Genomic DNA, 13284 nt, shown 5'->3' with positions numbered 1-13284 from the left:
AAGCGCAAGGGGCAATGCGCTCCGAAACGCAGTTCTCGCGCTAGACGCGCGTGCAGTACGACGCCCGGCCAGGCCGACCGCTCGCGGGCCTCCGCCTGCGGGATCTGCGCGATTTGTCGGGGAGTTGCGCGCTGTTACGTTGGCACGTCAGCACGTCAGCACGTCGGCGCGTCGCGCGCGGGATTCGCGCTGCCCGGGCGCACCCGGCAGCGCTCAGCCGCCGACCGCGCCGTCCAGCGCCACCTCGCGGCCGCGGACCTCGAGGCGGTACCGGGAGTTCACGGTCTCTATGTAGAAGACCTCGCGCCCGGCGAGGCGCAACACGCGCTTGACTGGCGTCGTCACATATTCATGCATTCCGTCGGAGAACTCGATGACGATGACCGAGCCTTTCCGTGGTGCACGGACGAGCCGGCCAACGACTGCGCGCGATCCCCGGCCGAGCTTGCGGAGCACAACCTGCACAACAGAGATGCTAGCACGCAGATCTCGGCCGAGCACAAGCTGCACAAGCAGCACCTCTCGCAACTAGGTCCCACCCTGGACCAGGGTGTCCGGCTGCATCGGAGCGGCCCGGACCTTCGCGCCGCGGACGGCGAGCAGGTGGTAGCGGAGCCAGCCCCGGGCGGAAAAGTTCTATAAATGGATCGCTGCCGCGGGCGTACAATGGTCCTGCAAACCCGGCAGCCATCGAGCGGGCACATCGCTCGCGCGGGCCATCATCGCCGGATTGTTGGATCGCGGCCAGGGCGGAATCCTGCCGAGCGCACTCGGCGATGCGACGGGTCACGCAGCCCGACGCGTGGTCTACCTGACGCCCGGCTCGGGCGGCGGGCGGCGCTGCCGGCCGAGTCGGCTCGGTCCGGAGCTTCGCCGTGCTCGTATGCTGCTGCGCCGCGCCGCGCGACGCTGCGCGCCGGACCCGGGCCTTTCGAGCCGCGGCTCGGCGGCCGGCCCGGGCGTGCGTCATCGCCGGGCGGTCGAGCCGGTCCGGTTATTCGGGTCGGTCACGCCGGGCGCGCCCTTGTCCGCGAAGTAGGTGCGGAGCATGTCGCACGCGACGTTGGTCGCTTTCACGCGCCATTTCGCGCCGTTGGCGACCATCACCGAGATCGCGACCTCCGGCTTGCGGCTCGGGGCGAAGCCGACGAACCAGGTGTAGAAGGGCCCCTCGGGCGTCGGCTTCGTGAGCGTCCCCGTCTTGCCGGCGACGCGGATATCCGGGAGGTAGGCGCGGCCGTTGCGGTCGTGGAACGAGCGGTAGCTCGTCCCGTTATCCACCGTCGCCTCCATCATCGTGGTCACCGCGCTCGCCGTGGTCTCGTCCATCACGCGCTTGAGCACCTGCCGCTCGCTCACGCCCTGGTAGATCTCGCCGATCTCGTCCTTGACGCTCGACACGACGTGGAGCCGGATCATCTCGCCGCCGTTGGCGAGGGTGGTCGCCAGGTTCGCCCCCTGGAACGGCGACAGCGTCGTGTTCCAGAAGCCCGCCGCGGTGCGCGCGAAGCCGAGCTCGTCTTCCGGCAGCGCGATCGTGCTCGTCGCGACGTTGACGTCGAACGGCGTGTCCTGCCCCCAGCCGAGCTTCGCGGCCACGGCGCCGAGCTTCTCGTGATCGAGGTTCTTGGCGGCGAGCCGCGCGAACACCGTGTTGATGCTGCGGCCCATCGCCTGCGTGAGCGTCGCGCAGTACTTGTCGCGCCGCTTGTTGTCGATCATGTCGGCCGGCCGGATCGAGTGCTCGCCGCCCGAGTAACACTGCTTCGTGTTCGGGCTCAGGCCGGCCTCGACGAGGGCGGTGCCCGTCACGACCTTGAAGACGCTCGCCGACGGCGCGGTGGCCTCCGCGGCGACGTCGTGCAGCGCGCCTTCGTGCACGTAGCTCGCCCAGACGAGCACCTTCCCGGTGCGGATATCGGTCATCACGACCGCGCCCTCCGGGACCTGGCCGGCCCGCAGGAAGCCGATCGCCGCGCGCTGGTACATCGGGTCGATGGTCAGCTCCGCGACGCGGCTGCCGTGCGCCGGCGCCGTCGGCGGGCTCCTCCGGTCGTCGATGCGCGTGAGGTCGAGGTCCGTGAGCGGCGGCGGCGTCACGGTCCGCGTGATCTTCGGCCCGCCGGCGGTCGTCTTCTTGGCGAGCAGCCCTCCGAGCTGGACGTCGTGCTCGCGCAGCATGGGGAGGGTCACCGCCACGAGCCCCACGGCTGCACCGACGGCGATCCACTGACGCATCTCGCGCATGGCCCGACGGGTACCCCGCCGGGGTGTCCTGGGCCAAAATTGAGGCGCGCCATTTGGCCGGCCTGCGCGGCCCGCTCCGCGGCGCGCCGCGCAGGGAGGCCTGCCGGCGCGCTTCGTTGGAGGGCAAACGAACGATCGAGGAGCGCGGCCGGCGCGCCGGCCGCGGCGGGGGAGGCGCGACGCGCGCCTAGAAGGACTAGAAGGACAGGCCGAGCCGGGCGCTGAGCTCGTGCAGCGCGTGCGCGTCCGGATCGGGCTCGGTCAGGGTGTTGCCCGGCACCCGGAGGAGGTTGTCGCTCGAGCCGCTGCCCGGCGTCAGGTAGGCGCTGTAATTCACGCCGAGCCGCACGTTCTTCGTATGCCAGTAGTTCGCGGCGAGGCCGATCTGCAGGACGTTGAGGTCGGTGCCCGGCCCGTTCTCGGCGCCCGGCGTCCGCTCGTCGTACGCGCCCTCGCGGGACGCGCCGTCGTACGTCGCGTTGATCCCGGCGAGGAGCGCGGCGACCTCGAGGCCCGACTTCGGCTTCTCGAGCTCCTTCGAGAGATCGATCTTGGTGGGGCGCGGGCTGAACCCCGGATCGCCGCTGACGAAGGTGTCGCCCACCGGCCACGCCGAGAGCTGCACGTACCACCCGAGCCCCCTCACCTGCCCGAGCCGCTCGGTGTTCGTGAGCTGATAGCCCTCCACGGCCTCGCGCGTGTTGTTCGCGACGTAGTAGGCCTCGGCCCGGAGCTCGACCATCTCGATCGGCAGCCGGAGCTCGCCGCCGATCGCGTTCTGCGCGCCCGACGGGATGACGTGGATCGGGCGCCTCAGCGAGTCCGTGTAGCCGGCGCCCCAGAGCGCGTAGCCCTGCCCCGTCCTGATGGGCGAGTAGTCGTAGCCCACGAACTCCTGGTCTCGCTCGCCGTGGCGCGCGCTGATGCCGATCTGCGCCTTCGCGAGCAACGCCTTCTTGTCGCCGCCGAACGGGCGCGCGAAGACGCGGGCGACGAAATCGGGCGGGGCGTCGACGCCGGGCCGGTTCTGCCCGTCGCCGCTGAGCACGCTGACGCCGTAGACGAGCCTCCTGTCGGCGACGTCGCCCCAGATGGTCAGGCCGATGTCCTTGCCCTCGGGGTAGGTGAAGCTCCGGGTCGCGATGTTGCGCTCGAGGAACGTCGAGGTGTTGTCGCTCGTCTGGTTATCCATCGAGAAGAACGTCGAGTACTGCCCGAACATGAAGTTCAGCGCGGGCATGACCGAGTAGTTGATCCAGACGTCGGCGAGCACCGCGTTCGAGGTCGTGCTCTCGACGGGGGCGAAGCGCGCGGTCTCGGCGGTCGGCGTCTGGCCGGGAGCCGCGGCGGCGTTCTCGGTCCTGCCGTTCGTGTTCGCGAGCCCTTGGCCGCCGAAATCGACGTCGACGTCAAAGGACCACTTCTTCAGGAACTCGCCGGCCAGCTCCAGCCGCGCGCGGCGGACGAAGAAGCGCGGCTTGAGCGCGCCCCCGCCGCTCGTCGCGGTCACGTCCGACACGCCGCCGCCGAAGGTGCTGTAGAAGTCGAGGTTCATCCTCCCCTTCGGGTACAGCCGGAAGGTGTCGCTGGCGTCCCGCAAGAAGAAGCCGCCGTGCCAGCCGGCGAGCGGCTGCTGCTCCTTCACGACCGCGGCCTCGGCGGTCGGCGCGAACACCTCCGCCGGCGGCGGCGGCGGCGGCGGTGCGGCGGTCGCCGGCGCGCCAGGAGGAGGCGGCGGCGGAAGCGGCTCTGCCGGCGGCGGCACCGGCACCGGCGGCGGCGGCGCCGGCGCCGCGGCGGCAGGCGGCGGTGCCGGCGCTGCCGCACCGGCAGGCGGCACCGCGCCGGCGGGGGGCACCGCACCGGCGGGCGGCACCGCACCGGCGGGCGGCACCGCACCGGCAGGCGGCACCGCACCGGCAGGCGGCGCGGGTGCTGCGGCCGGAGGTGGCGCCGGCGCCGGTTGCGCCGGGCCCTGGGGCCCAGGCTGTGCTAGCGCCGAAAGGCCCGACAGCGTAACAGTCATGCCCAGTAGCGCCGATGTAGCTAACCTCATGCAGTTCTCCCTGTGTGCGGCTCGCCCGCGTGCCCGAAGCTCCACGCATTTCAACGCCGAATTATGACCAGGACGTTACGCTTCTGTGTAGGGCACGGGACGAGCGGGCAGGACAGTCGCGTGACAGGTGGGGGCAGTCAAGAGTCCGTTCAAGGGAGGACGGCGCGTGCCGGCGGCGGAGCGCCGGAGCAAAGGCGGGGAAGGATCACTCGATGACGACCAGCGTGCGGATCACGGCGGATGTCGAGGTGCTCGACAACAGCACCTTGGTGGCCCTCGCCGGGCCAGGGAACGAGAATCTCAAGCTCATCGCGCGCACTCTCGGCATCGAGTCGGGCGTCCGAGGCAACACGATCCGGCTCGCCGGGGACGCCGACAAGGTCGCGCTCGCCGAGCGGTGCCTGGCGGAGGCCGCGCAGATGTTGAGGAGCGGCGTGGCGCTCGACCCGCAGGACTACGTCCGCGGGGTCCAGGCGCTCCGGGACGACCCTGGGATGACCCTGCGCGAGCTGTTCGAGGACGTCGTGCTCATCTCGGCGCGCCGCCGGCCGATCTCGGCGAAGGGTCTGGCGCAGAAGCGCTATATCCAGGCGATCCGATCGCACGACATGACGTTCGGCATCGGGCCGGCGGGGACGGGCAAGACGTACCTCGCGATGGCCATGGCGGTCCACGCGCTGCTCGAGCGCCGCGTGAAGCGGATCATCCTGACCCGGCCGGCGGTCGAGGCGGGGGAGCGGCTCGGCTTCCTGCCCGGCGATCTCGCCGAGAAGGTGAATCCCTACCTGCGCCCGCTCTACGACGCGCTCCACGACATGATGGACGCGGACAAGGCGCAAGGCCTCGTGACGCGCGGCCAGATCGAGGTCGCCCCGCTGGCCTTCATGCGCGGCCGCACGCTCAACGATTGCTTCGTCATCCTCGACGAGGCGCAGAACGCGACGAGCGATCAGATGCGCATGTTCCTCACGCGCCTCGGCTACGCCTCTCGCGCCGTGGTGACGGGCGACGTCACGCAGGTCGATCTCCCGCACGGCGCGCGCAGCGGCCTCGCCGAGGCGCGCGAGCTGCTCGCGGGGATCGAGGGGATCGCGATCTGCTCGTTCACCGAGGTCGACGTCGTGCGCCACCCGCTCGTGCAGCGGATCATCGTCGCGTACGAGCAGCGGGACGCCGAGATCGCCCGCCAGCGCGAGGAGCGGCGGGGCGAGGCGGGTCGCGGCGGCGGCCGCGGCGGCGCGGCCGGCGAGGCCGGCGCTGCGCCGCCGGGCCGAGCGGCGGGCGAGCCGGGCGGCGCCGGCGCGGCGAGCTGACGCGCGACGCTGCTGGACGAGACGCCGCCGTCTCGTCCAGCGGCGCCGATCATTTCTTCTTCAGCTCCACGGGCGACTCGCGCACGAGCATGGCGTCGGGTCCGGTCACCCGGATCCTGCCCGCGATGACGTTCTCCTTCAGCTCGCCGACGAGGATGCCGGTCATCGCGGTCGGCGCGCGCGGATCTTCGGGGAAGACCGAGGCGCGCACCATGCCGTCCTCGACCTTTCCGACGAGGGTCGCGTCGCCGAGCGCGCCTTTCGCCGTGCCCTTCAGCTCACCGCTCGGATCGATGGTCAGCGTCACCGTTCCTGGGCCGGTGGCCTGTTTGCCGTCGTCCTTCTGGCGCACGGCGTCCTTCACCTTGGGGGGCAGCACGACGCTGCCTTTCTTGGCGTCGTAGCGCCCTTCCCACGTCCCCTGCCATGCGGGCGCGCCCGTGGGAGCGCCCACCTCTCCCGGCGGGCCTGCGTCCGGCAGCTCGGCGGCTGCCGAGCTGGCCGCGGGCGGCGCGCTCGCCGCGGTCGACGGGGGCGGCGAGGGCGCGGGCCGCTCCGGTTCGCCCGGGCGCGGCGGGCTCTCCTCGCAGGCGGCGAGGAGAGCGATGGCGAGGGACAGGAGGAGCGCGGGGGCACCGCCGCGCGCCCGGCGGGCTCGTGTTCCGGTGGCGTTCACGCGGACGCTTTTATTACGTGCGGGGCTGGTCGTCGCGTCGATTTGACGGGCCGGCGTCGCGAGGCGCGGCGCCTCCGGATCAGGAGGCCCTGCGGAACGCCACGGTCCAGTGCCGGTCGCTCGTCACCTGCGCGCATTCGGGGGGGATCCCGAGCGAGCGCAGGATTTCCCGCACCTCCTCGAGCGCGAGCGCGGCGCGCAGCGACGCATCGAAGAGGGCTCGCTGGTACGGCGTATCGTTCGCTGCAACCGCGGCGACGAGGGCCGCCACCGACGCCTCGTCCTCCGGACGGAGCAGATCTCGGATGAACAGGAGCCCGCCGGGCCGGAGGACGCGAAACATCTCACGCATGACCTGCATCGGCTCCGGGATGTGGTGGACGATGCTGTTCGAGAGGACCGCTGAGAACGTCTCGTCCGGTTCGGGCAGCGCCTTGGCGTCCGCGAGGGCGAGCGCGATCGCGCCGGTGAGCCCCGCCTGCTCGACGCGGCGGCGCCCGAGGTCGAGCATCGACGCCGAGAGATCGATCGCCTTGATGCGCGCCGTCGGTACGCGCCGGCAAAGCTCGATGGGCAACAGGCACGTCCCCGTGCCGACGTCGAGGGCGTATGCGAGATCCGGATCGTGGCAGAGGAGCGCGTCGCAGAACGCCGTGTTCACGGCGGCGTGATCCATGCTGTCATAGGCCCGCGCGTCCTCGTCGGTATCCATGACCTCGGGCTCGAGCACGCGGGCCAGCGACATGCGCGCATCGTTCTCCCCGACGGACGCGCATGTCAACGGATTGTGGGCGGCTGGTCAATCCCGGCCGACCACCGGGCCAGCGTCGACACTCGGCCCGCGCGGATTCCGGGTCCGCGTGGATATGGACAGGAAGGCGTTCGAAGAAGTCGAGGCGGAGCGGGCCGGGCCGCCGCCGCCGTTGCTCCTGCTTCTCTCATTGGAGTAGGCGCCAATGTCGTAGAGTCCATGCACCTGGAGCGCGAACCGCGCGCCGCACTCGAGGGCGCCGGGCCGAAGGCTGAGCTCACTCGGGAGCGCTCGATCGGACAGACCGAGCGCGGCGATGAGCTCTCCTCGGCGCTCTTCTCTAGGCGCTCTTCTCTATAATGAGAGGTCCTGCTGGATACGCCGTGCGCCCGCGCGCCGGTCCGGCGGGCACGACGGGCTCCAGCCGGCCGCCCCGCGTTGCCCGCGGCAGAGAGGTGCCGCGCGTGATGTCGAGATCGGCGCCGCGCCAAGAGAGCGCGTGCCCGGATGGCGGCGGCGCCGCCGGCGTGGGGTCATCACTCCGAAGAGCTCGTCGGGTTGGCTTTTGATCGAGGCGCGGCAGAGCGCGCGAGCCCGCGCAATCCCGCGGAGATGAGCGCATGTCGCGCAGCGCGCTCGCTCAGCGCAGCGGCTCGCGGCGAGCCTGCCGGCGACTCGCGCCGGGGCAGTGGGCTCAAGCAGGCGCGCGGGCATAGACGCCGGCGTCGCGCCGCGGGCGGACAGGGCGGCGGCGCGCTCGGCGAGACGCCGTGGCGCCGCGGACCCGGGGGCGAGGCGCCGCGGGGTCGGCCCTGATTCGTGCCCCTCCGGCGCTGATAGCGAAGCTCCCCCGCCGCGCCCCTCCCGCGGGGCGGCATCGTATCATCATGCGCCTGCATAGGTCAGTCGTGCGCCCAGGGCGTGCAATGTAGCCATGCGCTGGCCGCCTGTGTGTGGTCGCCAGGCGCTCGCACCCGGCGCGGGGCGCTTCAATGATTGGGGGGAGGCCCAGGCCGAGGCCGATGCGCCCCGCAGTTGTGCGCGAGCCCGCATTGCCGCCCGCGACGGGCCTGCTCGAGGGAGCGGGGTTGCTCGGTTCTCATACAGTGCTCACCTGACCTGCCTCGAGCACCCGAGACACGCAATGCCGCGGTGCAGCGTGGGGGGCCTGAGAGGGTTGTCGCGGCTCGGGCCGTCCTGCGCGGGGGAGGGGTCTCGGCTATCAATCGACGCGCGAAGGGGCGCTTCATCGCTTCGGCTCGTGTCGAGCAAAGCAGCCCAGCCGTTCGTGGCCGTCCAATGAGCTCTCCGATTGAGCCCGCCCGCAGCGCCTATTGAAAGAAAAGACGGGCGGCTATCCTCAATTCGCTTGACCAGGCAAGTGGCAACGGCATAGTCGTATCCAACCGCCGAGCTGGATTCGGCGACGAGGGAGAGCACATGGCGACCGATGCCTTTTCACAGCAGATTGTAAACCTCGTGCGGAAAATGCCGGACGAGGCGATCCTCGCGCTCGTCAAGAATCAGCTGGGCGCCGTGACAGGGGAAGCGCCGTTGGTTCCTGCGCCGGCGCCGCGCCGCAGCCGTACGCGCGCCCGCGCTGGAGCGGTCCAGTCCAAACCTTCTTCCGTCGCGGCCAAGCGTGGCGCCGCGCCGAAGCGCCGGCCCGGCCGCCCGCGCAAGTCGCCGGCCGCCTCGGCGGAGCGTCAGGAGACGCTCGACGCGGTCGAGCGTGTCGTCAAGGCGAGCGCTGGCGTCAGCGCGAGCGAGGTGGCGAAGCAGGCGGGTATCCCGCAGACGCGCGCCGCCGCAGCGCTGAAGGAGCTCAAGCTGGAGAAGCGGATTTTCCAGGGGGGTGACCGCCGCTTCGCCCGCTATGCAGGCGACGCGAAGACGGCCGAGCAGGCGAGCGCGAACGCGCGCAAGACCGCGGCGGGACCTGCGCCTGCGGCGAAGAAGCCGGCCGCCAAGGGGCGCAAGCGCGTCGCTCAGGCTGCCGCGCCAGCGAAGTAGGTCGAGCGACCACCGCGCACGCCAGGGTCAGATGGGATGGAGGCTTTGCTGACGCGCCGCGTTCAGAATGGCTGTCCCGTTCGAGACGGAGCTCAGGGCGGGCTCCAGGTGAGCCCGCTATCCTCAGAGGCCATGACGTACCAGCCGCGGCGCGATGTCCCGGTGACGTCGGCCTGGAGGAGCATCAAAAGTCGATTTCCGAAGGAGAGCAGCGCTCCGAGCTCGATACGGCCGCGCTCGCCCGAGTCTTCGCCGATTACCCTGGGGACGTCGTAGATCTTACCTGCTTCCGGCGATTGCGCGATATAGAGCCCCCACCGCGTCGCGGTGCGGGACGTCAGCACCGCGGCGACCCCCTGGCGTGTGGGCGCCAGGGCGATAGACCGCTCGTGCGGCTCCAGCCAGGGGCGAAAGGGCGGTTTTTCGGCGAGCACGCAGGCGCCTTCGAGGGTGCAGGTCGCGAGCGTGCGCTCTCCGGTGGTGGGAGCGATAACCTCCACCATGATCCGGTCGGCCGCGCAGCCGACCGCGGCTTCGGGGGCGGCTTTCGCGGGGAGCTTCAGCACGGCTGTCTGCGTCGCGGAGACGGCGAGCACGGCGGCCTTGTCGGGCGGCTGCGGCACAACCTGGATCGACCATCCGGCGAAGTCGCACGCGGGCGGGGCAGACAGCGCGGCCGTCGCCGCTGGGTTCATCGCGAGTCCCTCGACGATCCGCGGTGCGTCGAGCGGCTTTCCCGGCTCGGGGACGGGCCGCGCGAGGAGGTTGCGCCCGCGCACCGACAGGAGCGCCGGCGGGCGGCCGTACGGCACCGGCAGCGCCTGTTCTTGCGCGGGGAGCTGGACCGGCGGCACCGGCGCGGCGCCGGGCGGCCCCCCATAGACGAGGGTCGCGCGCCGGGGTCTCGGCTCGACGAGCAGCGCGGCGCTCTCGGCCGACAGCACCGCAGCTATGGAGTTCGCGAGCGGCCGCGCTCCGCGGCCCAGCTCGGGCAGCGCGACCGACGAGGGCGCCGAGAGCTCGCTCGCCTCGAACGGAGCGAAGAAGAAGCTCGGCGGGTCCACGGCGGGCGGCGCGCCTCGAGCTCCGCGCGCGTCCTTCGCGGGCGCCGGGCCGCGCGGGCCGGCGGTGAGCACGGTGGCGCCGTCGGCGCCGACCGACCAGGTGGACCACCCCTCGCGGAGGCGCCGCAGAGAGCGCCACGTCCTGCCGGCGGTCTCGGTCACGAGCGCGACCGCCTCGTTCTCGACCTCGCCTGTCACCACCGCGCGCTTGTCGTCGAGCACGAACACCCGTCGCCATCGGGTCGACGACGGGGCGAGCGCCGAGGCGATGCCTCGCGCCTGGCCAATGGCCGTGGTGAGCTCATCCTGCGACGCCGCGCCCGGCGGCGGGACGGTGATGGGCTCTGGCTTTTCCTTCTTCCGGCACCCGAGCGCCAGGAGGGCGGTCAGGGCGGCGAGGGCGGTGGCGACGGCGCGGCGCCGCGCCGCCGCGCTCACTCCGGAGTCGAACATCGGCATTCTCTTCGCTGGTGTCGCCTTGGATCGCTGCGCCGCATCGCCGGGCGCTCGCCGACTGGCATGCTCGGCCGCGCCGCGCCGGAGCGGTCGAGCCGGGGATCGGGCCGCCGCGCCGCCGCGGGGCGCGCGCGGCGCGCTCGCTTGGATCGCTCGCCGCATCGCCTCGAGCCCCGCGCCCGCCTCGCGGCCGCTCTGCCGCCGGCCGCACGCCGTGCGGCCAGCACTAGTCAGCCTGCTCCGGATCCATGCAGCACCGGAAGCCCGTCGAGTAGTCGTGGTAGCCGAAGGAGTGCGCGGTCGTCGCGTACTTGCACCCCTCGCCGTTGCGCGTCGTGTCCATGAAATAGCCGCCGCGGAAGGTGCCGTTCGGATCGTCGACCCACTCGTGGAGGTTGCCGACCATGTCGAACACGCCGTAGCCGTTGGTGCACCCCGCGCGCTCGCCCGTCGGGAGCAGCGCGTTGGACAGCTGGTTGATGAGCGGGTTGTTCAACGCGCTCGTCCAGTGCTCCTCGGACTTGATGCCGAGCAGCGCCGCGATCTCGGCGACCGGGTGCACCGGTCGCTCGTCGTCGTTGCACACGCCGTGCTGGCGGCTCGCGCCATAGGGGAAGAGCGTCTCATCGGGCCCTCGGCACGCGCTCACCCACTCGTCCGATCTGCACAGGCGCTTGCCGGACGCCGCGCACGCCCGCTTGGCCTGCAGCCCGCTGATGTACCCCTGCGGGATGACGCCCGGCCAGGACACGGCGCGGACGCGGCGCTCGTTGCCGTCGATCGGATCGAAGGGCGACCACGGGCGCTCGCCGCCGGGCGTCAGCTCGACCAGGGAACCCTCCCAGCGGTCGACGCACACGCGATCGTCGACGAGGGCCATCTCGGCCGGACAGCGCGCGCTGCTCGTCGACGAGGACGCCGCGGCGGCGCTGGTCTCGGGCTCCATCACGGACGCGATCGCGGCGCTGTCCTTGACGGTCGAGAGCGCGCTCTCCTTCGCCTTGAGGGGCCGGTCCACGACGATGGCGGCGGCGCCCTCGAACGACGCTCGCGCCACCACGCGCGGCGTGATCTGCTCGGCGGTCGTCGACCCCGGCGCGCAGCCGGCCGACGCGACGACAAGTCCGAGCAGGACACCGCCGCGGTATGCACGCGCCCGCGACGAACGCGGAAGGGAAGTCGCCAGACGCGGGCGGGAGAGGTCCTTGGCCACGGCGGAGCCGAGGATCCCTTCCCGCCATCTTTTTTGCAACCGAATAGCGCCCTCGGGGGACCCCCGAAGGCGCGTACGGGAGAGGGTGCGGGCGCCGCGGCGCTAGGGTGGGCGCAGGCTGGGAACGGGCCCAGAGGTCATCGGATGTGCGTTGAACGGTGGGGGAAAAGAACCGCGAGAGCAGAGAGGGCGCTGCGCGCGCCCTCGGTCCCGCCTTCGCGCGGGGACCTGTTCAGAAGCTCATGACGGTCTCGTAGCAGTCGCGGTAGGCCGCGCCGCAGGTGAGGTTCTCATCCGCCTCGTTGATGCACTCTACGAGCTCGTCCACGCCGGCGGCGCTGAAGGGGTTCAGATCGGCGGCGCACTGCCCCTCGTTGAACGACTCGTCGCATTGGTCGGCGATCCCGTCGCAGGTCGTGAGCGCCTGGTTGGGGCAGGCGTTCTCGTACATCTCGGTGAGGCAATCCTGGGCGGGCTCGAAATCGCACGCGTACTGCACGCCGATGTCCGCCAGGCAGTCAACCAGATCCGCCGCGTGGCTCCGGGCGAACAGGAGGAAGGCGCGCTTGCAGAGCCTGTAGCCGATGGGCTCCTCGTCGCGGTCGTCGCCGCACTGGCTCGTCGCCCCCTGCGCCGGCGCGATGTTCAGCCGCTCACATGCGTCCGCCGTGACGCTGCTGTTCCCGGCCTCGATGCACGCCGCTGCGCCGCCCGCGCCGCCCGCGCCGCCCTCGCCGCCCTGACCGCCTTCTCCTCCGTCGCCCCCCTGGCCGCCTTCGCCCCAGTCGCCGCCCTCGCCGCCCTCGCCGCCCTCGCCTCCGCCGGCCGAGGAGCTGTGGGTGACGCCGGGGCCGGTCGTCTGCTCCGGGTCGTTGTCCGTGTCCGCCGAGGTCACGACGCAGCCGCCGACGACGGCGGGCAAGATCAAGGTAAGCGCGAAGAAAGAATGGCGATGACGAGCAAGCATGGTCACGTTGCCTCCTACAATGTCGGGGAAGAGTTCCACGATCTGGTACGTTCGACTCAGCCTGGGGCTCTCCTATTCCCCTCGCAATCCCGTTCTTCGCCCCGGTCGAGCCGGACGAGGCCGATGCGCCGCGGACGCACCCGGTGCCGTCCCGCTCAGGCCGCCCGGGCAGCCTGTTTCAACAGTGTTTCGTGCATGTCAAGATCAATTTTCGAGATCGTGAACGGCCGAGCGCCTCCCGGAAGCCGGCCGGCCGGCGCGGGCGGCGGCCGGACGCGGGCGGCGTGACCCCCTCCTGACGCCCGTTCAGGAAAGGCTGAAAAGCTGCTCAGGTCGCTCGGGCGCGGGAAACAAACTGAAAGGACGCGGAAGGATCGCGCTTGCGTACGGCGTCTCCCGCTGGTAATCACCGCGCTCCGTTTTCCCGGGCGATCGGGTGTCCTCCCGGTCTCCCAGTAGAAGAGCCGTAACGGCGCTTCGATCTCAGCTCAGCCCCTTCGGCCGCCGCGGGAACCCCCCCGGTGACGC

The 13284-nt window shown here is 71.6% G+C and carries 10 protein-coding genes; 2 read left to right on the top strand and 8 right to left on the bottom strand.

Features of this window, described 5'->3' with window-relative positions:
• Positions 1-213: 213 nt before the first annotated feature.
• From WME98_RS16755 to WME98_RS16745, 3 genes are all read right to left on the bottom strand, one after another.
• The gene (locus WME98_RS16755; RefSeq protein WP_148314458.1) at positions 214-510 is read right to left on the bottom strand and encodes a hypothetical protein; all 297 of its coding nucleotides are present in this window, start codon (positions 508-510) and stop codon (positions 214-216) included.
• Between the two features lie 456 nt (positions 511-966).
• Positions 967-2247: a penicillin-binding transpeptidase domain-containing protein gene (locus WME98_RS16750; protein WP_061624988.1), complete on the bottom strand. Its 1281-nt coding sequence runs from the start codon at positions 2245-2247 to the stop codon at positions 967-969.
• 196 nt (positions 2248-2443) lie between these two features.
• Complete coding sequence (locus WME98_RS16745) at positions 2444-4141, bottom strand: porin (RefSeq protein WP_437952171.1); 1698 nt, start codon at positions 4139-4141, stop codon at positions 2444-2446.
• A gap of 374 nt (positions 4142-4515) precedes the next feature.
• Between WME98_RS16745 and WME98_RS16740 the strand changes: the two genes are divergently transcribed.
• The gene (locus WME98_RS16740) at positions 4516-5616 is read left to right on the top strand and encodes a PhoH family protein (RefSeq protein ID WP_437952170.1); all 1101 of its coding nucleotides are present in this window, start codon (positions 4516-4518) and stop codon (positions 5614-5616) included.
• A 49-nt stretch (positions 5617-5665) separates the two neighbouring features.
• Here WME98_RS16740 and WME98_RS16735 read toward each other — a convergent pair whose 3' ends face one another.
• Positions 5666-6292 carry a hypothetical protein gene (locus WME98_RS16735; RefSeq protein ID WP_437334178.1) on the bottom strand — a complete coding sequence of 209 codons (627 nt, stop codon included), beginning with the start codon at positions 6290-6292 and terminating at the stop codon, positions 5666-5668.
• A 79-nt stretch (positions 6293-6371) separates the two neighbouring features.
• Complete coding sequence (locus tag WME98_RS16730) at positions 6372-7037, bottom strand: class I SAM-dependent methyltransferase (RefSeq protein WP_437952169.1); 666 nt, start codon at positions 7035-7037, stop codon at positions 6372-6374.
• A gap of 1446 nt (positions 7038-8483) precedes the next feature.
• On the opposite strand from WME98_RS16730, the gene WME98_RS16725 reads away from it, so the two are divergent.
• Positions 8484-9056, top strand: coding sequence for a hypothetical protein (locus WME98_RS16725; RefSeq protein WP_437952168.1), 573 nt, complete (start codon positions 8484-8486; stop codon positions 9054-9056).
• A 92-nt stretch (positions 9057-9148) separates the two neighbouring features.
• On the opposite strand, the gene WME98_RS16720 is transcribed toward WME98_RS16725, so the two are convergent.
• The 3 genes from WME98_RS16720 to WME98_RS16710 form a co-directional block, all read right to left on the bottom strand.
• Positions 9149-10573, bottom strand: a complete 1425-nt coding sequence (locus tag WME98_RS16720) for a hypothetical protein (protein ID WP_437952167.1) — start codon at positions 10571-10573, stop codon at positions 9149-9151.
• Positions 10574-10802: 229 nt separating this feature from the next.
• Positions 10803-11636, bottom strand: coding sequence for an SUMF1/EgtB/PvdO family nonheme iron enzyme (locus WME98_RS16715; protein WP_437952166.1), 834 nt, complete (start codon positions 11634-11636; stop codon positions 10803-10805).
• A gap of 385 nt (positions 11637-12021) precedes the next feature.
• Positions 12022-12756 (bottom strand): hypothetical protein, encoded by a 735-nt coding sequence (locus WME98_RS16710; protein ID WP_437953994.1) that lies wholly within the window; start codon positions 12754-12756, stop codon positions 12022-12024.
• Between the last annotated feature and the right edge of the window lie 528 nt (positions 12757-13284).

Source organism: Sorangium sp. So ce296, from assembly GCF_051529605.1.
Taxonomy (GTDB): Bacteria; Myxococcota_A; Polyangia; order Polyangiales; family Polyangiaceae; genus Sorangium; species Sorangium cellulosum_D.
Note: the sequence above shows the minus strand (reverse complement) of the source record. Positions and strands in the feature narration are given on the sequence as shown.

Excerpts from the sequence above, each read along its gene's own strand:
- WME98_RS16750 (WP_061624988.1), bottom strand. The coding sequence starts at position 2,247 with ATGCGCGAGATGCGTCAGTGGATCGCCGTCGGTGCAGCCGTGGGGCTC.
- WME98_RS16740 (WP_437952170.1), top strand. The coding sequence starts at position 4,516 with ATGACGACCAGCGTGCGGATCACGGCGGATGTCGAGGTGCTCGACAAC.
- WME98_RS16730 (WP_437952169.1), bottom strand. The coding sequence starts at position 7,037 with ATGTCGCTGGCCCGCGTGCTCGAGCCCGAGGTCATGGATACCGACGAG.
- WME98_RS16725 (WP_437952168.1), top strand. The coding sequence starts at position 8,484 with ATGGCGACCGATGCCTTTTCACAGCAGATTGTAAACCTCGTGCGGAAA.
- WME98_RS16720 (WP_437952167.1), bottom strand. The coding sequence starts at position 10,573 with ATGTTCGACTCCGGAGTGAGCGCGGCGGCGCGGCGCCGCGCCGTCGCC.
- WME98_RS16710 (WP_437953994.1), bottom strand. The coding sequence starts at position 12,756 with ATGCTTGCTCGTCATCGCCATTCTTTCTTCGCGCTTACCTTGATCTTG.